This window comes from Streptomyces sp. NPDC005408 (assembly GCF_040606445.1).
Lineage (GTDB): Bacteria > Actinomycetota > Actinomycetes > Streptomycetales > Streptomycetaceae > Streptomyces.
The window spans coordinates 1-22,280 of record NZ_JBEXEX010000025.1 but is presented as its reverse complement, the minus strand read 5'-3'; the positions used below and the strand labels follow the sequence as shown (position 1 = coordinate 22,280).

The 22,280-nt window shown below is 70.2% G+C and carries 15 protein-coding genes; 7 read left to right on the top strand and 8 right to left on the bottom strand.

Annotated elements, in window-relative coordinates; translation table 11 throughout:
- Positions 1-13: 13 nt before the first annotated feature.
- Positions 14-661: a glycosyltransferase family 2 protein gene (locus ABZS64_RS22885; protein ID WP_355832577.1), complete on the bottom strand. Its 648-nt coding sequence runs from the start codon at positions 659-661 to the stop codon at positions 14-16.
- 395 nt (positions 662-1,056) lie between these two features.
- Here ABZS64_RS22885 and ABZS64_RS22880 point away from each other — a divergent pair, with 395 nt between their 5' ends.
- Entirely contained in the window at positions 1,057-2,877 is a 1,821-nt protein-coding gene (locus tag ABZS64_RS22880; protein WP_355832574.1) for a glycoside hydrolase family 15 protein, read from the top strand.
- Positions 2,878-2,975: 98 nt separating this feature from the next.
- Here the strand turns inward: ABZS64_RS22880 and ABZS64_RS22875 are convergent, their stop codons facing one another.
- On the bottom strand, positions 2,976-5,195 hold the full coding sequence (locus ABZS64_RS22875; protein ID WP_355832571.1) for an NADP-dependent isocitrate dehydrogenase: 2,220 nt from the start codon (positions 5,193-5,195) through the stop codon (positions 2,976-2,978).
- Positions 5,196-5,433: 238 nt separating this feature from the next.
- On the opposite strand from ABZS64_RS22875, the gene ABZS64_RS22870 reads away from it, so the two are divergent.
- Positions 5,434-6,684 (top strand): AI-2E family transporter, encoded by a 1,251-nt coding sequence (locus ABZS64_RS22870; protein WP_355832568.1) that lies wholly within the window; start codon positions 5,434-5,436, stop codon positions 6,682-6,684.
- A gap of 82 nt (positions 6,685-6,766) precedes the next feature.
- Here the strand turns inward: ABZS64_RS22870 and ABZS64_RS22865 are convergent, their stop codons facing one another.
- Both ABZS64_RS22865 and ABZS64_RS22860 read right to left on the bottom strand, forming a co-directional pair.
- Positions 6,767-8,335 carry a cellulose binding domain-containing protein gene (locus ABZS64_RS22865; RefSeq protein WP_355832565.1) on the bottom strand — a complete coding sequence of 523 codons (1,569 nt, stop codon included), beginning with the start codon at positions 8,333-8,335 and terminating at the stop codon, positions 6,767-6,769.
- 183 nt (positions 8,336-8,518) lie between these two features.
- A complete protein-coding gene (locus ABZS64_RS22860) occupies positions 8,519-9,028 on the bottom strand; it encodes a DUF664 domain-containing protein (RefSeq protein WP_355832562.1) in 510 nt (169 codons plus the stop codon).
- A 175-nt stretch (positions 9,029-9,203) separates the two neighbouring features.
- Here ABZS64_RS22860 and ABZS64_RS22855 point away from each other — a divergent pair, with 175 nt between their 5' ends.
- From ABZS64_RS22855 to ABZS64_RS22840, 4 genes are all read left to right on the top strand, one after another.
- Positions 9,204-9,938: an ABC transporter ATP-binding protein gene (locus tag ABZS64_RS22855; RefSeq protein ID WP_355832560.1), complete on the top strand. Its 735-nt coding sequence runs from the start codon at positions 9,204-9,206 to the stop codon at positions 9,936-9,938.
- Between the two features lie 163 nt (positions 9,939-10,101).
- Positions 10,102-13,428: an FtsX-like permease family protein gene (locus tag ABZS64_RS22850; protein ID WP_355832557.1), complete on the top strand. Its 3,327-nt coding sequence runs from the start codon at positions 10,102-10,104 to the stop codon at positions 13,426-13,428.
- Between the two features lies 1 nt (position 13,429).
- Positions 13,430-16,153, top strand: coding sequence for an FtsX-like permease family protein (locus ABZS64_RS22845; RefSeq protein WP_355832554.1), 2,724 nt, complete (start codon positions 13,430-13,432; stop codon positions 16,151-16,153).
- Positions 16,150-17,115 (top strand): ABC transporter ATP-binding protein, encoded by a 966-nt coding sequence (locus tag ABZS64_RS22840; protein WP_355832551.1) that lies wholly within the window; start codon positions 16,150-16,152, stop codon positions 17,113-17,115. Before ABZS64_RS22845 ends, ABZS64_RS22840 begins: the two co-directional genes overlap by 4 nt.
- A gap of 203 nt (positions 17,116-17,318) precedes the next feature.
- Here ABZS64_RS22840 and ugpC read toward each other — a convergent pair whose 3' ends face one another.
- The 4 genes from ugpC to ABZS64_RS22820 are packed head-to-tail and all read right to left on the bottom strand — an operon-like array spanning position 17,319 to position 21,545.
- Positions 17,319-18,509, bottom strand: coding sequence for a sn-glycerol-3-phosphate ABC transporter ATP-binding protein UgpC (gene ugpC / locus ABZS64_RS22835; RefSeq protein ID WP_355832547.1), 1,191 nt, complete (start codon positions 18,507-18,509; stop codon positions 17,319-17,321).
- 38 nt (positions 18,510-18,547) lie between these two features.
- A complete protein-coding gene (locus ABZS64_RS22830; RefSeq protein WP_355832544.1) occupies positions 18,548-19,381 on the bottom strand; it encodes a carbohydrate ABC transporter permease in 834 nt (277 codons plus the stop codon).
- On the bottom strand, positions 19,381-20,262 hold the full coding sequence (locus ABZS64_RS22825; protein ID WP_355832766.1) for a sugar ABC transporter permease: 882 nt from the start codon (positions 20,260-20,262) through the stop codon (positions 19,381-19,383). The genes ABZS64_RS22830 and ABZS64_RS22825 overlap by 1 nt, the downstream gene beginning before the upstream one ends.
- A 59-nt stretch (positions 20,263-20,321) precedes the next feature.
- Positions 20,322-21,545, bottom strand: coding sequence for an ABC transporter substrate-binding protein (locus tag ABZS64_RS22820; RefSeq protein ID WP_355832541.1), 1,224 nt, complete (start codon positions 21,543-21,545; stop codon positions 20,322-20,324).
- A 335-nt stretch (positions 21,546-21,880) separates the two neighbouring features.
- Here ABZS64_RS22820 and ABZS64_RS22815 point away from each other — a divergent pair, with 335 nt between their 5' ends.
- Positions 21,881-22,183 (top strand): dsRBD fold-containing protein, encoded by a 303-nt coding sequence (locus tag ABZS64_RS22815; protein WP_355832538.1) that lies wholly within the window; start codon positions 21,881-21,883, stop codon positions 22,181-22,183.
- Positions 22,184-22,280 lie beyond the last annotated feature (97 nt).

Genomic DNA, 22,280 nt, shown 5'->3' with positions numbered 1-22,280 from the left:
GTCAATCTGAGATCTAACTGTTTGTCGCTTCGTCCCGAACCGGGGACCGAGCTGTGGACCGAACCGCGGACCCAGCTGTGGACCCGGCCGTGGACCGGGCTGCATCGCGACGGAAACGGGGCGCCGGAACGAGTCGCAGCAGCGCGGTACGCGGGCGCTCGGCCAGCAGAGTCTTCAGGATGCGTGCACCGTCGTGGACCGTGCGCACATTCGACCCACCGCTGCGGCGCGGCAGCTCCAGACTGGGAACCTCGGCGATACGGAGCCCGTAGTGGAGGGCATGGGCCACGATCTCGGCACCCAGTTCCACACCGTCGTCGCGCAGATCGAGCAGCCGCAGGAATTCCCGCCGGAACGCGCAGAAGCCGTACCAGACATCGGTCAGCTGTTGCCCGTACAACGTCCGGGCCACGCGCAGCAGGACACCGTGCCCGACCCGGCGGAGCAAGGGATAGCCGACGGTGCCACCGCCCGCGATGAAGCGCGAGCCCTTGACGAAGTCGTAGCCGTTCTCCAGATAGTGCAGGTAATGGGGGATCTCCCCCGGTGACATGCTGCCGTTCGAGTCGATCAGTACGACATGGTCACCGCACGCGGCGCGCAGGCCCGCATGGAAGACGTCCCCGCACCCCCGGTCCGCTGCTCGACCGTGCGCAGACATCGACCGCCCCGAGGAAGCGGGCCGCGCAGGGAGTGCCCGCGCAGATCGCCGACGAGGATCACTTCCTCCACACAGTCCGGCACTTGCTCCAGAAGCCAGGTGATGTCGCACGTACCGTCCCTGACGGGGATCACAAGACTCACGGCGGGCCGGCGCGGAGCCGTCGCAGGAGCCGGTTGCGGCCGGGGGTCAGTGGCCCGGCGCAGCGGATGAGTGATCAATGTCATCGCCTCCGGCGATGCCAGATGTGCCATTCATGATGCGTCGCTCATCGCGGCAGGGTCAAGACCGGAAATAGCGGCGGGGTCAGGAGCGGATGTATATGGAGAACGCCGGGAATCTATTCTCCTGGCACGGTCGCGCCTTTCCCTCTTCCCAGGATTACAATTCCCCTTATGGCCGGGCGAATCGAGGACTACGCCCTCATCGGAGACCTTGAGGCGGCGGCTCTCGTCGGCCGGGACGGGGCTATCGACTGGCTGTGCATGCCGCGCTTCGACTCCCCCGCCTGTTTTGCTTCGCTCATCGGCACCGAGGACAACGGACATTGGTGGATCTCGCCTGCCGACCGGCGTCCCTGCAACCGCCGTTCCTATCGGGGCGACACGCTCGCGCTGGAGTCGGTGTGGGAGACCGTCGGCGGCGCCGTAAAGGTCACCGACTTCATGCCGCCCCGCGGGGAGGTCCCGCAGATCGTACGGATCGTGGAGGGCCTGTCCGGACAGGTCAGGATGCGGGGCGAGTTGAAGCTGCGCTTCGACAACGGCCGTGTCGTGCCCTGGACCCGGACCGTGGACAGCCGCACGGTGGCGGCGGTGGCGGGACCCGACTCCGTCTCCCTCCGCAGCGACGGCAGCGTACAGATGTCCGTCACCACGAGCTGTACATCCATCGATTTCACGGTCTCCGCGGGGCAGCGCACCGCTTTTGTCCTCGGCTGGAGCCCCTCGCACGTGGCCGCGATGCCGGACACCGACATCGAAGCGGCATTGGTGAAAACGCTGGAATTCTGGCGGAGTTGGACGGCGAAATGCCAGTACGAAGGACCTTGGCGGGATGTCGTCATGCGTTCCCTCATCACCCTCAAGGCATTGGCGTATGCACCAACGGGAGGAATTATCGCAGCCGTTACCACCTCACTGCCGGAATGCATTGGCGGGGACCGCAATTGGGACTACCGGTACTGCTGGCTGCGCGATTCCACGTTCACACTCGCCTGCCTGTTGCGCAGCGGATATCGCGAGGAAGCGGTGGCCTGGAAGGACTGGCTCGTACGGGCCGTCGCCGGTGAACCCTCCGATCTCCAGCCGCTGTACGGCGTGGCCGGACAGCGCCGGCTGGTGGAGACACCCGCCTGGTGGCTGCCCGGCTACGAGGGCTCCCAGCCGGTCCGCTTCGGCAACGCGGCCGTCGGCCAGCTCCAGCTCGACGTCTACGGCGAAGTCCTGAACACGGTGTACTCGGCAGTGCGGGCAGGGGTTCCCATCGACGGCCATGTGTGGAGCCTCATGGCCTCGTTCATGCAGTACCTCGAAAAGCACTGGTCCGAGCCGGACGCGGGATTCTGGGAAGTCAGAGGCCCCCGGCGGCACTTCGTCCACTCACGGATCATGTCCTGGGTCGCCGCCGACCGCGCCCTGCGGCTGGCCCGGGTGGCGGGACAGCGCAGCTCCACGGAGCGCTGGCGCGCGTTGCGCCGGGAGATCCGCGACGAAGTGTGCCGCCGGGGCTGGGACGAGGAGCAGGGCTGCTTCGTCCAGTCCTACGGATCCCGCCGCATCGACGCCTCGTCCCTGCTGCTCCCCCGGCTCGGCTTCCTCCCGCCGGACGACCGCCGGGTGCTGGGCACACTGCAGGCGGTACGACGGCTGGACCACCAGGGATTCCTCCGGCGCTACTCCCTCGACGACGGCGATCCCGATCCGGTGGACGGGCTGAGCTGCGGCGAAGGCACGTTCCTCGCCTGCTCGTTGTGGTACGCCGACGCGCTTGCCATGACCGGCCGTCAGGACGAGGCCAACGCGGTCTTCGAGCGAGTGCTGGACGTACGCAACGACGTCGGCCTGCTCTCGGAGGAGTGGGACCCGGTCACCCGCCGGCAGCTCGGCAATACGCCGCAGGCCTTCAGCCATGTCGCCCTGGTGAACACGGCCTTCACCCTGCACGGGACGCGCAACGGATCGCGCCGGTGGAGCCGGGTCCAGACCGGGGCCTGAGAGCAGTCCGCCAAAGACGGGACCGCCCCGGCCGGCAGAAGTGCCGACCGGGGCGGAACAGCCGAGGGACGCAGAGCGTCCTGTCCCCTGCTGCTGTGTCAGCCGAGGGTCGCGATGGCCTGGTTGAAGGTCGTCGACGGACGCATGACGGCCGCGGCCTTGGCGGCGTCGGGCTGGTAGTAGCCACCGATGTCGGCCGGCGAGCCCTGAACGGCGATCAGCTCGCCGACGATCGTCTGCTCCTGCTCGGCGAGCGTCTTGGCGAGGGCCGCGAACGCCTCCGCGAGCTGGGCGTCGTCGGTCTGCCTGGCCAGCTCCTGGGCCCAGTACAGGGCCAGGTAGAAGTGGCTGCCACGGTTGTCGATGCCACCCACACGGCGGGTGGGCGACTTGTCCTCGTTGAGGAACGTGGCGGTCGCGCGGTCGAGGGTGTCGGCGAGCACCTGGGCCCGCGCGTTGTCCGTCGTCTGCGCGAGGTGCTCGAAGCTGACGGCCAGCGCGAGGAACTCGCCCAGGCTGTCCCAGCGCAGGTAGTTCTCCTTGACGAGTTGCTGGACGTGCTTGGGCGCGGAGCCGCCCGCGCCGGTCTCGAACAGACCGCCACCGTTCATCAGCGGGACGACCGAGAGCATCTTCGCGCTCGTGCCGAGCTCGAGGATCGGGAACAGGTCGGTCAGGTAGTCGCGCAGCACATTGCCGGTGACCGAGATCGTGTCCTCGCCGCGGCGGATGCGCTCCAGGGAGAACGCGGTCGCCTCGACCGGGGACTTGATCTCGATCTGCAGGCCCTCGGTGTCGTGCTCCGCGAGGTAGGTCTTGACCTTGGCGATCAGGGTCGCGTCGTGCGCACGGCCCTCGTCCAGCCAGAACACCGCCGGGACGCCGGTCGCACGGGCGCGGGTGACGGCGAGCTTGACCCAGTCCTGGATCGGCAGGTCCTTGGTCTGGCACATGCGGAACACGTCGCCGGCGCCCACCTGCTGCTCGATCACCGCGTTGCCGGCGCCGTCGACGACCCGCACCGTGCCCGCGGCCGGGATCTCGAAGGTCTTGTCGTGGCTGCCGTACTCCTCGGCCTTCTGCGCCATCAGGCCGACGTTCGGCACCGAGCCCATGGTCGAGGGGGCGAAGGCGCCGTTCGCGCGGCAGTCGTCGATGACGACCTGGTAGACGCCGGAGTAGCTGCTGTCGGGGAGGACCGCGAGGGTGTCCGCTTCCTGGCCGTCCGGGCCCCACATGTGACCGGAGGTGCGGATCATGGCCGGCATGGACGCGTCGACGATGACATCGCTCGGTACGTGCAGGTTGGTGATACCGCGGTCGGAGTCGACCATCGCCAGTGCGGGGCCGTCGGCGAGCTCGGCCTCGAAGGACTCCTTGATCTTCGCGCCCTCGGGCAGCGACTCCAGGCCCTTGTAGATGGCGCCGAGTCCGTCGTTCGGGCTCAGACCGGCCGCGGCCAGCGTCCGGCCATACTCGGCGAACGTCTTCGGGAAGAACGCGCGCAGCACATGGCCGAAGATGATCGGGTCGGAGACCTTCATCATCGTGGCCTTGAGGTGCACGGAGAACAGCACGCCCTCGGCCTTGGCGCGGGCGATCTGCTCCTTGAGGAACTCCTCGAGCGCGGCGACCCGCATCACGGACGCGTCCACGACCTCGCCCGCGAGGACGGGCACCGACTCGCGCAGGACGGTGGTGGTGCCGTCGCTCCCGGCCAGCTCGATACGCAGCGAACCGGCCTCGGGGACGACCGCGGACTTCTCGGTGGAACGGAAGTCGTCGGCGCCCATCGTCGCGACGTTCGTCTTCGAGTCGGCCGTCCAGGCGCCCATCCGGTGCGGGTGCGTCTTGGCGTAGTTCTTCACCGACGCCGGGGCACGGCGGTCGGAGTTGCCCTCGCGCAGGACCGGGTTGACGGCACTGCCCTTGACCTTGTCGTAACGCGCGCGGACGTCCTTGTCCTCGTCGGTCTTCGGGTCGTCCGGGTAGTCCGGCAGCGCGTAGCCCTGCTGCTGCAGCTCGGCGATCGCAGCCTTGAGCTGCGGAATCGAAGCCGAGATGTTCGGCAGCTTGATGATGTTCGCCCCGGGAGTCTTGGCCAGCTCACCGAGCTCGGCGAGCGCGTCGTCGATGCGCTGGTTCTCATCGAGGCGCTCGGGGAAGCTGGAGATGATCCGCGCCGCCAGCGAGATGTCACGGCTCTCCACAGTGACACCGGCCGTCGAGGCGTACGCCTCGACCACAGGCAAGAACGAATACGTCGCCAGGGCCGGGGCCTCGTCAGTGTGTGTATAGATGATGGTCGAGTCAGTCACCGGGTGCTCCGCTCCACGTCTGCAACATTGCTCGACATCAAGATATCCCGTGAGCGACCCCCCTCCGGCAGGGCCCTGCCCCACCGGGGCTCAAACGCGTCACCACGCACGCTCCCCCGGTGGACCGGGAGGCGGATCAAAGGCCCGCCGCCTTCGCCGGGCAGGGGTCCGGGTGCCTTCGGGCGAATATCACGCAGGTGGCGTGGCAGGAGAGGGCCGGGGTGGTACGTGCTCTTGGATGTCCAGGCCATCGGATCAGCAGCCCAGGAATCCGGACCCCGGCGTGCCCTCCGCCGGGCGCCGGCACCGGATCCGTACCGCGACGCGTCAGGCCATGCAGGGCATCAGCCGCCCTCCCGCCCCGAACCGGGGCGGCCGTCCACCGCCCCGCTCGCGGCGCGGCGGCGAGCTCAAGGTGCTCCCCGGCCTGCAGACGGCTGCCGCGTACGCCTGGCGGATCCTCGTGGTGGGCGGTCTCGTGTACGCCCTCTTCTCCGTGCTGGGGCGGTTTCACGAGATCGCCGTGGCCGTCTTCCTCGGCCTGGTCATCACCGCGATGCTGCGGCCGGTGGCCGACCTCCTGGGGCGCGTAGTGCCGCGCCCCCTCGCCGTGGCCGTGTCCCTGCTGGGCAGCATTGCCCTCGTCCTCGGGATCCTGGCCCTGATCGGCGCGGCGGTGGCGGGTGAGCGGGAGGGGCTGGAACGGGAGTTCCGGGCAGGCGTCGGCAGGATCGAGCGCTGGCTCGAACGGCCGCCGTTCCGGCTCAATCCCGAGGCACTGAACGACCTCCAGTCCCGGATCGGGGAGTTCCTGTCCAGCCACCGCGCCACCTTGATCAGTACGGCGATCAGCGGCGCCGGCCGGCTGGTCGCGGTCGTGACCGTGTTCATCCTGGCCCTGTTCTGCTCGGTGTTCTTCATCCACTCCGGCGACCGGCAGTGGGGCTGGTTCTGCCGGCAGCTTCCGTCGGCCGCGCGGGAGCGGGTGTCGGTCGCGGGCCGCGCGGCCTGGCGGACCTTCACGGGCTATACCCACGGCATCGTGCTGGTGGCGGGGACCAACGCGGTCCTGGTCGGTGTGGCCCTCTACATTCTCGGCGTGCCGCTCGCGGTCCCACTCGCCCTGCTGGAGTTCTTCGCCGCCTTCATTCCGCTCATCGGCTCGCCCATCGCCCTCGCGGTCGCCGCCGTCGTGGCGCTGGCGGCCAAAGGCCCGCTGATCGCGGTCCTGGTCATCGCGCTCATCGTGGTCATCGGGCAGATCGAGGGCCATCTGCTGCACCCGATCGTGATGAGCTGGGCGGTCCGGCTGCACCCGGTGGTGGTCGCGCTCACCGTCATCGGCGGCGCCATCGCGGCCGGAGTGCTGGGCGCGGTGGTGGCCGTACCGCTGGTGTCCGTGCTCTGGTCGGTCCGCCAGGCCCTGCGCCAGGTGCCCGAGCCGGATCAGCTGCCGGCCCCGGCCCCCGAGCGCGGAACCGGCACGTAGGGGGTGTCTTCCGGATCTTGCGGCATTGAAGCGCCCCGGTCCTGGCCGGGACCGGGGCGCGCTCCTTCGCGCTGCTGCGTCGTCAGCCGGTATAGGCCGCGAAGATCTTCGAGAACTCGTACGGGGACTGCGGGATGTTCGTGCACATGTAGAGCGCGCCCGTGCAGGCGTTGCGGTCGCGGGTCTCCTCCCAGAACGCGAGCTCACCGAGGTGCTTGCCCTGGGCGAAGGTGACCACCTGGCGCGCGTCGGCCTGGTCGAAGATGTGCCCGTCGTCGTTCTGGCCGAGCATCGGCGTCACTCCGACCATCGCCCAGACCTGGGCGTCGCTCTTGGCCGGGTACAGCGACTTCAGCTGGGTGTACGTGCTCTGCGCAGCCTGTACCGCTGCGTCGCCGTAGTCGACGCTCCGGTAGTAGTCCATCGCCATGACGTTCACGACGTCGAGGTTCACCCCCGCGTCCCGAGCTGATCTGACCACAGCCAGCCCGTCGGCGGTCAGCCCCTCGGGGAGAACCGGGAGCGTGAGGGAGATCCGCAGACCGGGGTGGGCCTGCTGGAGACGCGCCAGGGCCTGGGAACGCCGGGCCACCGAGGCCGGGTCGGCGGTGGCCGCGCCCTCGATGTCGAAGTCGGCGTACGTCAGGTCGTAGGCGGTGACGACAGCGTTGTACTCGGCGTACAGCGCGTCGACCGACGAGCATGCCTGGGCCAGTTCGATACCGCTGGCGCCACCGAAGGAGATCTTGACGTCTCCCCCGCCCGCCCGGATGGCGTCGACCTGGTCCCTGGCCCAGCCGGTGCGCGGGTCATAGGCGTTGAACCACATGGCCTTGCAGCTCGATGCGGTGACGAAGGCCATCGTGAAGCTCTTCAGCCCGCTCGCCGAAGCCATCGTGGGCATGCTCGGGGTCGGCCAGGCACCCATGTCGACGTACGGCGCGGTGCGTACGCCGCCGGGCGGTGGTGTGCCGCCACCCGTGCTCGTCGTACCGCTGACGGCCGCGCTGTAGGCCGAGGTGTTGCCGGCGGCGTCCTTGGCCCTGACGCGGAACGAGTAACTCGTGCCCGCCTGCAGGCCGGTGGCGGTAGACGAGGTTCCCGCGACCGTGACCGGTGTGCCGCCGTCACGCGAGACCTCGTAGCCCGCGACCGCGCCCGAGTCGTCGCTCGACGCCGTCCAGCTCACGTTCAGCGACGAACTGGTCGCCGAGCCGACACTCACCCCGGACGGCACGGTCGGCGCGCTCGTGTCGCCGCCGCCCGAACCGCCCTGGCAGGCTGTGCCGTTGAGCTTGCAGTTCACCGGCGAACCGCTCCCGCTCGACACCCAGCCGAAGCTCGCGGTCGCTCCGGGCGCCAACGACCCGTTGTACTCACGGTTCTTGAACGTGTAGTGGCTGCCGCTCTGGGTCTCCAGCGCGTCCCAGTAGGCGCCGACCGAGGTACCCGAGGGCAGGTCGAACTCGACGGTCCAGCCGGTCAGCGTGGAAGTGCCGCCGTTGGTGATGGTGTATGCGCCCTGGTAACCGCCGTCCCAGGTCGATGTCTTGGCGAACGCGGCCGTCGGCGTGGCCGCGGCTGCGGGTGGTGCCAGAAAGAGGACGAAGGCCCCGATGAGCGTGACGACCAGCGCTAATGATCTTCGCATTGCTGCCTCCACCGAGTGCGCTTGGTCTATACCAAAGCGTCTGGCATGTACGTACCGAGCCCACGGCACCGCGTCAAGGCCAAGGGCTCCAGCTCGGCACAGCTCTGCTTCGCGAAGCTGCTGTAAAGCCCACGGTGCCGCCGGGCCCGAGCCCCGGCGGCACCGCAATTCGGCGTGTTGTGTCTACCGGCGCTCCAGGGAGCCGCGGACGAACGCCGCCTGGCCCGCGTGCTGCAGGTCGTCGGCGATGACGCTGACCAGACGGACCCCGAGGGTGACCGGCGGGGACCAGGACTCGTCCACGACGCTGTCGAGCGCCGCGTCGTCGAGCCCGCTGACGAACCGCACGGTCTGCTCGTGCACGGCGTCGAAGTAGCCGAGCAGCAGCTCGGCGGAGTCGACCCGTACCGCCGCGACCTGCTTGCTGGAGTGGCCGAACCCGGTCGCCCCCTTGGGGAAGGGCAGCTCGAATCGGTCCGCCCACTTCTGCGAGAACCACACCTGTTCCGCCGCGGCCGCATCGGCCACATGGTCGTCCTGGATGCGCGTCAGATGCCACACGAGCCAGGCGATCGAATTCGCGCCGGGGTCCAGCCGTGCGTTGAGGTCGTCAGGTGAAAGCCCCTCGACCGCCCCGTGTACTGCCTCACGGATGCGCTCGAACGCGTCTGCCAGCAAATCTGAGCTGTTCATGCACTGATCCTTGGTCCCGAGCCGTCCCGGCGATTGGTTGTGTCGACGGAACCACCATGACCCCTTCCCCGCCCCGCCCATGCGTTCGACACGAGGCTCCTGGCGGTCGGCCATTGCCCGGCGGCACGCCCCTGCACATACTGAGCCGGACCGATTCCGTACGGGGGAACTCTTCATGACCGAGAGCATCAGCTCGCACTCCGGCACGACCGTCGCAGCGGTCCGGGACGGGGAACCCATGGTGCGGGTCGAGAACCTGCACCGCTCCTACGGCTCCGGGGCCGCCGCCGTCCACGCGCTGCGCGGCATCTCCTTCGACGTCCCGCGCGGTGAACTGGTCGCCCTCAAGGGCCGATCAGGCTCCGGGAAGACGACGCTCCTCAACCTCGTCGGCGGGCTCGACTCCCCCGACGAGGGCCGCATCACCCTCGGCGGCACCGATCTGGCCGGCCTCGGTGAGGACGGCCTGCTGGAGCTGCGCCGCGACCGGATCGGCTTCATCTTCCAGTCCTTCGGCCTGATCCCGATCCTGACCGCTGCCGAGAACGTCGGTGTGCCGATGCGCCTGCGCAGAACCGACCGGAAGGAACGCGAGGAGCGCGTCGAGCTGCTCCTCGCCCTGGTCGGACTCGCCGATCACGCGGCACAGCGTCCCGGCGAGCTCTCCGGCGGCCAGCAGCAACGCGTCGCCATCGCCCGCGCGCTCGCCAACCGGCCCGCCCTGCTGATCGCCGACGAACCGACGGGCCAGCTGGACGCGGAGACCGGGCTCGCGGTGATGGAGCTGCTGCGTGCCGTGGTACGGGGCGAGGGTGTGACGGCACTGGTCGCCACACACGACGCCCAGCTGCTGGGCCTGGCCGACCGGGTACTCGAACTCAACGACGGCCATATCGTCGAGCAGGTCTGACCCGCCGGCCGGCGAGCCGGAATCCGGAGTTCCCGTGCCGGAATCCGGTCACGATCCGATCAAGTCCTGTGTGAGAGCGGTGTCCTGCGCCCGCCGCCTCTGAAAGCATCCGTTCCGAAAGGGCTTTCGGGGGACGTACACAGAGCACTTCAGGGGGAGACCGGTGACGGGGTTTGTGTTTCTCCGTGTACGCGGACACCGGTTGCTGCTCACGGCCGCACTGCTCGCCGTCCTGCTGACCACCGCCGTACTGGCCACCCTCGCCGCCTTCGCAGGCTCCGTCGGCGACGCCGGGCTGCGTCACGCTCTGCAGACCAGGAACGCCGCGGCCGCCTCGCTGGTCATCACCGCGGAGAGTCCCGGCGCGGACCGTGCCGCGGCCGTGCGGGCCGCCCGGCGCGGGGCACAGCAGTCCTTCGACGGACTGCCGGTGACCCTGCGGCAGTTCGACCGCTCGGGACCGTACGCGCTGCCGCGCAGTCTGCAGCCACCGGCCGCGCGCAAGGGCGAACCGGACCTCACCAAGCTTGCCGTGGCGGACCGTTCACGGGTCCGTCTGTCCAAGGGCGACTGGCCTACGGCGGGACCGGGAGACGTGATCGGGGTCGCGGTGCCCGAGGCGGCCGCGAAGCAGCTGAAGCTTTCGCCAGGGCCGCGGGTACTGACCCTCCCCGACCGGCTCGGCGGTCCCGCGCTGCGGATACGCGTCACCGGCATCTATCGTCCCGTCGACCGGAACGATCCGTACTGGCAGTTGGACGAGCTGGGCGGACGCGGTGTGCGCAAGGACTCGTTCATGACGTACGGGCCGCTGCTCACCGACGCCGCGGCCTTCGGATCCGGCCGTATCACGCAGGGCGGTCTGTCCTGGCTGGCCACCGCCGACTTCGGCACGTTCGGCGCCGACCGGATCGATCCTCTGCGCACGGCCGCGAAGAACAGCCAGAAGTTCCTCACCGCACAGCCCGCGCTGAAGGGCGGGGTCGTGGCCCGCACCTCGCTGCCCGACGTGCTCGGCCAGTTGGAACGGGCCCTGCTGGTGTCCCGCGCGACGCTCCTGATCGTTTCGTTGCAGCTGGTGCTGCTCGCCGCATACGCACTGCTGCTGGTGGCCCGCCTGCTGAGCACGGAACGCGCGGGCGAGACCCAAGTCCTGCTGGCCCGCGGCGCATCGCGCGGCCGTCTCGCCTCGCTCTCCGCCCTGGAAGCACTGCTGCTCGCGCTGCCCGCCGCCGTGTGCGCACCGCTGCTCGCCGGACCGCTGACCCGGCTGCTGGCCGGACAGGGTCTGCTGGCCAGGATCGGACTGCACATCGACACCGGCCTGACCGCACAGGTCTGGCTGGTCGGCGCGGTGGCGGCGCTGGCCTGCGCCGCTGCCGTGGTGGCCCCGGCGCTCACCGCGGCCCGTGCGGCGCGCGGCCGTGCCCGTGCGCTGCCCGCCCCGCTGCGGGCCGGAGCCGATGTCGGACTCCTCGTCGTCGCCGCTGTCGCGTACTGGCAATTGGACCGGCGCACGTCCGGCAGCGGTGCGCTCAGCGGCGACCGCGAGGGACAGTTGGGCATCGATCCGCTGCTCGTCGTGGCGCCCGCGCTGGCGCTGCTGGCCGGGACCGTCCTCACCCTGCGGCTGCTGCCGCCGACCGCGAAGCTCGCCGAGCGGCGAGCGTCCGGGGGCCGGGGGCTGACCGCCTCGCTCGCCGGCTGGCAGCTCAGCCGCAGACCGCTGCGCGGCGCGGGTCCGGTGCTGCTGCTGGTGCTCGCCGTCGCGATGGGGATGCTGGCGATCGGGCAGGGAGCTTCCTGGGACCGCTCGCAGGACGACCAGGCGGACTTCCGTGCCGGTGCCCCCGTGCGTGTACTGGGCAGTGGCACCGTCCAGTTCGGCCAGGGCGGGGTGTACGACGGGATGCCGGGCATACGGACCGCGGTGCCGGCCGCCCGTACCGGCCTCGGTCTCTCGGGCGGGCGCCAGGCCGGCGTACTGGCCCTCGACACCTCACTCGCCGGCCCGGAACTGCGGCTGCGGGACGATCTGGGGGACGGTGAACCCGAGAGGCTGCTTGCGGCCCTGCGCCCGCGGAAGACCGCCCGCGCCGGGGTGCTGCTGCCCGACGGCACCGCGCGCCTTGCTCTCGACATCACGCTTCGCGGCGCCGAGGACGGCCCGTCCAACGGAGCGGGCACCATCATCACCGTCACCGTCGAGGACCGCTATGGAGTGCCGTACCGGCTGCAGTTGGACACACTCGCGCCGGACGGCAAGCCGCACACAATGACCGCGGACCTCGCCAAGGCCGCCGACGCCCCGGCGGGGAGGCCCGCAGGTCCGCTGGCGCTGACCGCGGTCGAGTTCGACGAGGCGGGCTACCCGGACCGGATCGCGCCGAAGCGGCTCACGATCGGCGGGATGCGCTCGATCACCGCCGGCGGCACGGCCCGGGCGGTCACCGTGCCCAACGGGCTGGTCTGGGAGCCGATCGCAACCGTGAGCGCCGAGCCCAACCCCGACAAGGGCGAGCTCCCGCCCGCGATCACCGTCGTGGGCTCGTCGGCCCGGACGCCGCTCGACCTCTCGTACCACACGGGCAGGGCGGTGTTCGACGACGAATGGGGTGCCGAGCGCACGGTCACCGTCCGGGTCGCGGCACGGCGGGCAGCACCCGCCGTGCCGGCCGCACTGGCGACCGATCGCTTCCTCGAGTCCAGCGGCGCGAAACCCGGCTCCGAAATCGAAATCCCGATGCCCGGAGGCCCCGTCAAGGTGAAGATCGCGGGCGTCATGCGGGGCATCCCGACCACCGGGCCCGGTGCGGGCGGCCCCGACCCTGCCGCCACCCCCGCGACCGACGGCGGCGCGCTGCTGCTCGATCTGCGGGCCGTCAACAGGGTGCTCGCCGCCCGCCCCGACTCGGCGTTCCCGCCCACCGAATGGTGGCTGTTCACCGAGCCCGGCACGGCGGATCGGGTCGCCGCGGCACTGCGGGACAGGGCCGAGATCGACCCGACCCAGATTCAGGTGCGTGACGAGATCGCCGAGGACCTGCACGACGACCCACTCGGTGCGGGCCCGCAGTCGGCACTGCTCGCGGTGGCCCTCGTCGCTGCCGCGCTGGCCGCGGTCGGCTTCGCGGTGAGCACGGTGGGAGCGCTGCGGGAACGCTCGGCGGAGTTTGCGGTGCTCCGGGCGCTCGGTACCCCCCGGCGCCAGCTGGCCCGGCTGCTGGCCGCCGAACAGTCGCTGCTGATCGGGCTCGCCCTGCTGATCGGGCTCGCCCTCGGCGCGGTGCTCACCCGTGCCGTGGTGCCGCTGATCGTGCTGACCGGGCAGGCCACACAGCCCGTTCCGGGTGTGCTGGTCGAGCTGCCGGTCGGCCGGGTTGCCCTGCTGGTCGCGGGAGTTGCCGCCGCGCCCGTGCTCATCGTGGCGGCGCTGGCGCTGCGCCGCGGCGATCCTGCGACGGCGCTGCGCGTCCAGGGAGGCGAGTGACATGAAGGCCGCCGCCCCCTGGGTCCGTACCCGGCTGCGCACCGCACCCGGGCCCGCCGTCGCACTGATGCTGCTCGTCCTGGTCACCTCGTTCCTCGCCGCGGCCTTCCCGCGCGCAGTGGACACGTACGAAAGCCAGGGTCTGCGCCATGAGATGAGGGGCGCCTCGCCGGAGCGAAGCGCCATCCAGTTGACTGACGCGCCGATGCTGCAGGAGGACACCGCCCCGGGCGACTGGGCCGATTCGCTGCAGTTCCGTCGGCTGACCGAGCACTACCGCCAGATCCTGGCCGTGCTGCCGAAACCGCTGCGCGCGGACGCCGGGCAGTCCGCGTACGGAGTGCACATCCGCAAGCCCGTTGCGGCCACCGACGAGTGGCTGCCCCAACTGGACGGCGGGGGCCCGGTGTTCACGCTAGTCGCCCAGGCCGGAATCGCCGAGCACTCCACCCTGGGCTCAGGACGGCTGCCCAGGGCCACGGCGGACTCCGTCACCCCGGACGCCGATGCCGTGGAGGCGGCGGTCACCTCGGCCACCGCCAAGACCCTCCGGATCAAGGCCGGTTCGACCATCCATGTCCCGCGGCCAGGCGGCACGCCCCTCGCCGTGACCGTCACCGGCATCGTCGAACCAGTGCGGCCCCGGCTGAGCTACTGGTCCGTCGAACCGGTCCTGCGCACGCCGACACGGCTCTACACGGCGCAGACCGTCCCTCAGCCCTACTGGCACGGCGCGCTGCTGCTGGCCCCCGAAGCGGCACCGGCGCTGCTGTCCGTGACCATGGAGACCGAGGCCTATTGGCGCATCGCCCCCGACCCGGCCGGGGTCGGCGTCGGTGATCTGCCCCGGATCAGGCAAGCGATCGCGTCCCTCGAACACGGCCCGCTGCAGAGCACGTTGCACACCGTCGTCTCGCCCGGACTGCAGATCGACACGGGCCTGGACGACATCCTCATCGACTTCGACGGCATCCTCTCCGCCATCAATCCGGTGGTCGCCGTCGCAGCCTTCGGTGTCGGCAGCGTCGCGGGCGTCGTCCTGCTGATGGCAGGCGGCCTGGCCGCGGCACGCAGGCACACCGAGCTGTCCCTGCTGCGTTCGCGCGGCGGTTCGGTCCGCGGTATCGCAGGGCGGCTGCTCGCGGAGGTCGCCGTACCCGTGCTGCCCAACGCCGCCGTCGGCTGTGCTCTTGCGCTCGTCATCGTCCCCGAGGGCCGGACGCTGCCGCCGTTGCTGGCCTCGGCGGCGGTCGCGCTGGTCGCCTGTGCCGCACTGCCGCTGCGGGCCGCGTTCCTGCACCGGCGACCGCGGCTGCACGGCGAACGGGACGATCTCGTACGGGCCAGACCCTCGCGCCGCCGTAGCGTGGCCGAACTGACGCTGCTGGTACTGACCGTGGCAGCGGTGGCGGCGCTGCGCCGCCGGGGTACGTCGGACGGCGACGTGGACGAACTGGTCAGCGCCGCACCGGTGCTGGTGGGTGTGATCGCCGCACTGCTGCTCGTACGGCTGTATCCGCTGCCATTGCGGCTCGCGGCGCTGCCGGTGGCGCGACGGCGCGGCGCGATCGGCTTTCTGTCGCTGGCCCGTGCGGGCCGGTCCCCCGCCACCACCGCCCTTCCGCTGCTGGCGCTGCTCGTGGCCCTGACGACGGCGGCGTTCGGCGGCTCGGTGCTCGCCGGGGTCGCCGACGCCCGCGACCGGGCGTCGCTCGTCGCGGTCGGCGCCGATGCCCGGGTCGACTCGGCCGAGGCGCTGGCGGACACGCTGGCCGGGAAGATACGGAAGGTCGCCGGGGTGCGCGATGTCGTGCCCGTACACAGCGAGTCCGACCTGGATCTGCGGGACGGCGGCACCGAAAGCGTCACGCTGCTCGCCGTCGACCCCGACTCGTACGCGCGTCTCGCCCGCCGCACCGGCCTCGGCGCCTTCCGGGCCGACGAGCTGCGGAAGTCGTCCGGAGTGCTGCCCGCACTCGCCTCCCCCGCTGTTGCCGAACGGCTCAGCGGCCGGACGACCGCGATCGGCCCTGCGGGCGGCCTGTTCACGGTCCGCGTGGACGCCGTACGCAGCGCCACCCCCGCCGTGGCCGGCGGCGAGTTCCTGGTGGTCGACGCGGCGGGTCTGCCGGGCAGCCGCCCCGCCACCACCCTGCTGATCTCCGGCCCTTCGGTCTCCGGCGCGGATCTCAAGGCAGCTGCCCGTACCGCGGGCGGCGCCACCGTGACGCTGCGCTCCGCCGAACGGGACAGCTTCACCGAGTCACCCGTGCAGAGCGGCGCCGAACGGATCTACGCGGTGGCCGCAGCGGCCGGCGCAGGATTCGCCGTCCTCGCGCTGGTGCTCTCACTGCTTCAGACCGCCCCGGAGCGGGCCGCGCTGCTGGGCCGGCTGCGCACCATGGGCCTGACCCGCCGTCAGGGGCGCCGCCTGCTGATCCTGGAGAACCTTCCGCAGGCGCTGCTTGCGGCCGTGGGCGGTGCACTCGTCGGCTGGGCGGCGATCCGGCTGCTCGCTCCCGGAATCGACCTGGGCCGCCTGGCCCTGGCCGCCCAGGGGCGGTTCACCTCGCTCGGCACGGTCCAGCTGCGCGCCGACCCGGTGAGTCTGCTGCTGCCCGCGCTCGCCGTGGTGGTGATCGCGTCGGCGGTGGCCGCGGCGCAGGCCTGGGTGACCACCCGGCGTACGACAACCACCGAACTCAGGGCAGGAGACACGCGATGACCGAGTCCTCCACGACCGAGTCCGCCACGGGGATCACCCTCGGCGAACTGGAGCGCCGGGCAGCGGCCCGGCGCGACCGGCCCGAGTACGGCCACGACGCGCTGATCACCTGCGACCGTCTGGTCCGTATCTTCTCCACGGACGGAGTCGAGGTGCAGGCGCTGCAGGGGCTCGATCTGCTGGTGCGCGAGGGCGAGTTGATGGCCCTGGTCGGCGCTTCGGGCAGCGGCAAGTCGACCCTGATGAACATCCTCGCGGGCCTGGACGAACCGACGGCGGGCGCCGCGAAGGTGGCCGGCTGCGATCTGCTGACCATGGGCGCGAAGGACCGGCTGCGCTACCGGCGCGAGGTGGTCGGCTTCGTCTGGCAGCAGACGGCACGCAATCTGCTGCCGTATCTGAGCGCCGTGCAGAACGTGACGCTGCCGATGCAGCTGCGCGGCCGTACGAAAAAGAAGGCCGAGCGGGCCGAATCCCTGCTGTCCCTGCTGGACGTGGCCGACTGCCGCGACCGGCGCCCTCACCAGATGTCCGGCGGCCAGCAGCAGCGCGTGGCGATCGCGGTGGCGCTGGCGAACGAGCCGTCGGTGCTGCTCGCCGACGAGCCGACGGGCGAGCTGGATTCCCAGACGGCCGAGCAGGTCTTCGCGGCGCTTCGTACGGCGAACGAGGAACTCGGCACGACGACCGTCATCGTCACTCACGACCAGTCGGTGGCCGGCGAGGTCCGCCGCACGGTCGCCATCCGCGACGGCCGCACGTCCACGGAAACCCTGCGCCGTACGGAGGTCGACGCGACGACGGGCCAGGAGTCGGTGGTGGCCAGGGAGTACGCGATGCTCGACCGCGCAGGCCGCCTTCAGCTGCCCGCGGAGTACACCGAGGCCCTGGGCATGCGCGACCGGGTCATGCTGGAGCTGGAACCCGACCACGTAGGAATCTGGCCGGACGACAGGCCCTAGGGGCCGCTTGTTGCGCCGAAGCAGACGCGCTCTGCCCTGGGGGTCGACCGGTGGGCAGAGCGCGGCTCAGCAACTCAGGTCAGAGGGACGACATGCACGTCCCTGACGTGCCGACCGCAGCCCCATCGCGACTGTGGCCTCCAAATGTTCCCCACCCGGCTGCCGCCTGGCCCGCCATGACACGCTGTCATGTGCGAAAGCTGTCATCCCCCGTTGTTCTCGGGGTGGGTGAGGTTCACACCGGTGCGCGGGTCGAAGACATGGAGCCTTGATGTGTCCACCCACAGCTCGGCCCGGCCTCCCTCGCGGATGCGCGTGCCCGTGTCGAGCCGGGTGACGATCTTGTTGGCCTCGCCTCCGGTGTCGGTCTGGCCGGAGTCGGCTGCCAGCTCTTCGAGTTCCGAGGTCATGGTCGGCTCCCAGCCCTCCTCGGTGAAGTACGCGTACACATCCGAGCCGAGGGACTCGACCACGTCCACGCTCGCGCTGAACCGCGTCCCCGGCCGGTCAGGGTCGACCAGCGAAGCGTCCTCGAACGCTTCGGGCCGCAGCCCGACGATGAGATCGCGCGGTACGTCCTGGCGCTCCAGGCTGCGGCGGATCTCGTCGTTCAGCGGAAGATCGCCGATGGCGGTGCGCAGCACGTTCTCTTCCAGCGTCGCGTGGATGAAGTTCATGGCCGGTGAGCCGATGAAACCGGCGACGAACAGGTTGCGGGGCTCGTCGTAGAGATGCTGCGGGGTGCCGACCTGCTGGACGATGCCGCTGCGCATGACGACCACGCGGTCTCCGAGCGTCATCGCCTCGGTCTGGTCGTGGGTGACGTAGACGGTGGTGGTGGCCAGCCGCTGCTGGAGGCGCGAGATCTGGGTGCGCATCTGCACCCGGAGCTTGGCGTCGAGGTTGGACAGCGGCTCGTCCATCAGGAACGCCTTGGGGCTGCGGACGATGGCGCGGCCCATCGCCACACGCTGACGCTGGCCGCCCGAGAGGTTCGCGGGCTTGCGGTCCAGATGATCCGTCAGGTCGAGGATGCGGGCGGCCTCCTCCACCTTGCTCTTGATGGTGGCCTTGTCGGCCTTGGCCAGGCGCAGGGCGAAGCCCATGTTGTCGCGCACGGTCATGTGCGGATAGAGGGCGTAGCTCTGGAAGACCATGGCGATGTCGCGGTCTTTGGGCGCCTTGTCGTTGACGACCTGGTCGCCGATGCGCAACGTGCCGTCGGTGATGTCCTCAAGACCGGCGATCATGTTGAGCGTGGTGGATTTGCCGCAGCCCGAGGGCCCGACGAGGATGACGAACTCCCCGTCGCCCACGGTGAGATTGACGTCCCGCACGGCCAGGGCGCCGTCGGGATACCTCTTGGTGATGCCCTCGAGAACGATCTCGGCCACGGTCGGTGCTCCTTGTCCTGACGGTCGGCTGTTGCCGGTCAGCCCTTGACGGCCCCGGACGTCAGTCCGGCGACGATGCGCCGCTGGAACAGCAGCACGAAGACGATGATCGGAATGGTGATCACCACCGCGGCGGCGGCGATCGAACCGGTGGGCTGCTGGAACTGACTGCTCCCGGTGAAGAATGCGATCGCCGCCGGCACGGTGCGGGCCCGGGTTGTCGAGGTCAGGGAGATCGCGAACAGGAAGTCGTTCCAGCAGAAGATGAAGACGAGGATCGCGGTGGTGACCACGCCCGGCGCGGCCAGCGGCGCGATCACCAGCCGGAAGGCCTGGGCGGGCGTGGCGCCGTCGACCTTGGCAGCCTTCTCCAGATCCCACGGGATCTCCCGGAAGAAAGCCGCGAGGGTGTAGATCGCGAGCGGGAGGGAGAAGGTCATGTACGGGATGATCAGCCCCGGCCAGGTGTCGAAGATCCCCAGGATGCGCTCGATGTTGAACAGCGGCGACACCAGGGAGATCGGCGGGAACATCGCGATCAACAGGGACATGCCGACCAGGAGCTTCTTGCCGGGGAAGCGGAGCCTGGCCACGGCGTAGGCGGCCATGGTGCCCAGCACAACGGCGATCACCGTGGCGATCAGGGCAATGCCGATCGAGTTGATCAGGGCGCGGGTGAACTCCGAGGTGTCGAAGATGCCGCGGTAGTTCTCGAACGTCCACTTCGACGGGACGAAGTTGCCGTCGGTCAGGGTGCTGGGCTCCTTGAACGACAGGGCCGCGATCCACCAGACCGGGAACAGGGCATAGGCGATGACCACGGTGTTGACGACGGCCCAGCCGGTGATGCGCCTCTTGCCAGCAGTGGCCATCAGCGACCCGCCTCCTGTGAGCCGGGCGCGGCAGTCCCGAAGAGCTTGATGAAGGCGAAGGCGATCAGGCCGACGCAGATGAAGATGAGCACCGAGATTGCCGATCCGATGCCGAGGTTGAGCGAGGTGAACAGGTTGTCGTAGCCGAGGATCGACACCGAACCTGTGCCATGGGCGCCCGAGGTCAGGATGTAGATGTTGTCGAAGATCCGGAAGGCGTCCAGGGTGCGGAACAGCAGCGCCACCAGGATGGCGGGCTTCATCAGCGGCACGGTGACAAAGGCGAAGCGCTGCCAGGCGGACGCACCGTCGACCATGGCGGCGCGCAGCGTCTCCTCGGGCACCAGGGCGAGCCCGGCCAGCAGGAGAAGCGCCATGAAGGGGGTGGTCTTCCAGACCTCGGCGAGGATGATCAGGCCGATGGCCGGCCACTGCTCGGTCAGCGGGGCGTCACCGGAGGGCAGCAGCGCGGCGAGGTATCCGGTGTCCGGAGTCCAGGCGTACTGCCATGAGTAGGCCGCGACGACGGTGACGATGCCGTACGGGACCAGGATCGCCGTACGCACGGTCCCTCTGCCGAAGATGGCGCGGTGCATGACGATGGCCAGCGCGAAGCCGAGGACGAGTTCCACGATCACCGAGACGGCGGTGATGAACAGGGTGACCCAGAACGCCTCCCACCAGAACTGGGAGGAGAGCACGGCCCCGTAGTTGCTGAAGCCAACGAACTTCGCCTGGCTGGGGAAGCGCAGGTCGTAGCGCTGCAGGGACAGATAGATCGCGTAGCCGATGGGGTAGGCCGTGACGGCGAGCATGACGACCACCGCGGGCGCGCACAGCAGCCAGCCCAGCCGTCGTTCCTCACGTGCGCCCTCGGACAGTGCATCGGCCTTGCCGGGGGCGGGCGCGGGAACCGTCGCCGTAGCGGGGGTCGGGGTGTTCACGGGATCAGCCCCTTGGACTCTAGGGCGTCCTTGATCTGGCTGCCGATTTCATCGACGTCGCTCCGAGGACTGATCCCCGAGGGCGGGGAGAGCGTGTGCGAGATCGCGATGGACACGTTCTGGTAGGCGGGGGTCTGGGGGCGGGTGCTGGCGTTCTCCAGGGCCGAGAGCACTTCGGCGGAGAACGGGTAGCTCTTGACGAATGTCTTGTCCGAGTAGAGCGACCGCAGGGTCGGCGGCAGTCCGCCCTCGAGTGCCGCAGTCATCTGGTTCGGACGGTTACGCAGGCACAGCGCGGCCTCGAACGCGAGGTCGGGATGGCGCGAGTAGGCGCCGATGGCGAGGTCGATGCCACCGATGGTGGGCTTCGACGGCCGGCCGGGGTCCACTGCGGGGTACGGCGCCCACCGGAAACTCTTGAACAGCCCGGGCTTGTTCGCCTTCATCGACGGATAGACGAACGGGTAGTTCAGCTCGAAGGCGGCGCTTCCCGACTCCATCGCCAGCCGGTTCTGGTCCTCCATCTGGTTGGACAGGGAGGGGTCCCCGGCCGGCGATCTGGCCAGGTTGCGCATGATCGTGGCTGCCTGGACCGCGGGCGGGCCGAGCGAGGGCGCGGTGGCCGTGCGGTTGAGGATGGAGCCGCCCGCGCTCTCCACGAGCGTGTTGAACCAGACCGTCAGCCCCTCGTACTGGGCTCCCTGGATCTCTACGAAGTGCGGCTTGCCCTGCTTGGCGAGGGCCCGTGCCATGGCCAGCATCTCCGCCCAGGTCTTGGGGGGCTTGGGCACGAGGTCGCTTCGGTACCACAGCAACTGGGTGTTGGTGTTGTACGGGACGGCGTACAGCTTGCCCTTCCACGTCGCCGTCTGCAGCGGCACTGCGAGGGTGCCCGCGGTGGCGTTGCTGCGGTTGCTGCCCGTCCACGGCAGGATCCACTTCGCCTCGGCGAACTCCGCGGCCCAGGTGACGTCGAGGCCGAGGATGTCCATGGTGTTGTCCTCGGCGGCGAGCCGGCGGACGAGCTGCTGACGCTGGCCGTCGGCGCCGCGCGGGAGCTTGTTGTACGCGATGCGGTACCGGCCGCCCGAGGCGCGGGTGCAGTTGTTCGCCGCGCTCGCCAGGGCACCCGAGTCGTCGGGGAAGTTGTACCAGTTCAGGGTTACCGGGCCGGATTCCTCCGAACCGCACGAGGTCAGCAGCCCCGCCAGCAGGGACAACGCGGCAAGGCACCTCAGCCGCCTCGCGGCGCCACGGCGGGCGGCTCGCGGCGATGCTTTGCCGCGCACCCCTACCGGGCGGGCCTGTCCGTTCGTGCGCCCCACCATTCACCTCCCGGACCCGGCGGTCACCGGGTGTCTGGTCACCCCGCGCAGCGCCTTCGTCGGGCGAACGTAGCCGTTGACCTGCCGCTGCCGGGCACGACGCGTCGTGGCATGGCCGGAGATCCCCCGGATGGCCAGGGGGCGGCGCGCGACCGGGAACGGGTGGGTGGATCCTGAAGGCAGGACTGCGTCGCGGCGGCTCACTGCGGCCGCGGGCGAGGAGGTGCGCGATGAGCACTCGGACTCTGGAATGGAAGGTCAGCGTTCAGCTGTCCGAAGAGGACGGCAAGACGAAGGCCCGCGCCGTACTGGACACGGGCACCACCACACTCACCGGACATGGGGTCGCGCACTGCAACCCCCAGGATGTCGATGTGCCGGCAATCGGCGACGAGCTCGCGGCGAGCCGGGCCATGAGGGACATCGCCGGGAAGCTGATGCGAGCGGCGGACCGGGACCTGGAAGCGGTCGGCGCGGGTCCGGGCGCGGGGCGCGGCGGGCCGCCGTACGCCTGGGCGGACTCGGTGACCTAGGTCCTGTCGTTTGGATCAGGCCGGATCAGGGAGCGGGGTCTGGTGCGTGCGATCGCAAGGCGGAGGAAGGAGCCGACGCGGAGCGTCGGCGACTGAC

What these genes read in the sequence shown, in the direction of transcription:
- ABZS64_RS22885 (WP_355832577.1), bottom strand. Translation starts at nt 661, where the DNA reads ATGTCTGCGCACGGTCGAGCAGCGGACCGGGGGTGCGGGGACGTCTTC.
- ABZS64_RS22880 (WP_355832574.1), top strand. Translation starts at nt 1,057, where the DNA reads ATGGCCGGGCGAATCGAGGACTACGCCCTCATCGGAGACCTTGAGGCG.
- ABZS64_RS22870 (WP_355832568.1), top strand. Translation starts at nt 5,434, where the DNA reads ATGTCCAGGCCATCGGATCAGCAGCCCAGGAATCCGGACCCCGGCGTG.
- ABZS64_RS22865 (WP_355832565.1), bottom strand. Translation starts at nt 8,335, where the DNA reads ATGCGAAGATCATTAGCGCTGGTCGTCACGCTCATCGGGGCCTTCGTC.
- ABZS64_RS22860 (WP_355832562.1), bottom strand. Translation starts at nt 9,028, where the DNA reads ATGAACAGCTCAGATTTGCTGGCAGACGCGTTCGAGCGCATCCGTGAG.
- ABZS64_RS22855 (WP_355832560.1), top strand. Translation starts at nt 9,204, where the DNA reads ATGACCGAGAGCATCAGCTCGCACTCCGGCACGACCGTCGCAGCGGTC.
- ABZS64_RS22845 (WP_355832554.1), top strand. Translation starts at nt 13,430, where the DNA reads ATGAAGGCCGCCGCCCCCTGGGTCCGTACCCGGCTGCGCACCGCACCC.
- ABZS64_RS22840 (WP_355832551.1), top strand. Translation starts at nt 16,150, where the DNA reads ATGACCGAGTCCTCCACGACCGAGTCCGCCACGGGGATCACCCTCGGC.
- ABZS64_RS22830 (WP_355832544.1), bottom strand. Translation starts at nt 19,381, where the DNA reads ATGGCCACTGCTGGCAAGAGGCGCATCACCGGCTGGGCCGTCGTCAAC.
- ABZS64_RS22815 (WP_355832538.1), top strand. Translation starts at nt 21,881, where the DNA reads ATGAGCACTCGGACTCTGGAATGGAAGGTCAGCGTTCAGCTGTCCGAA.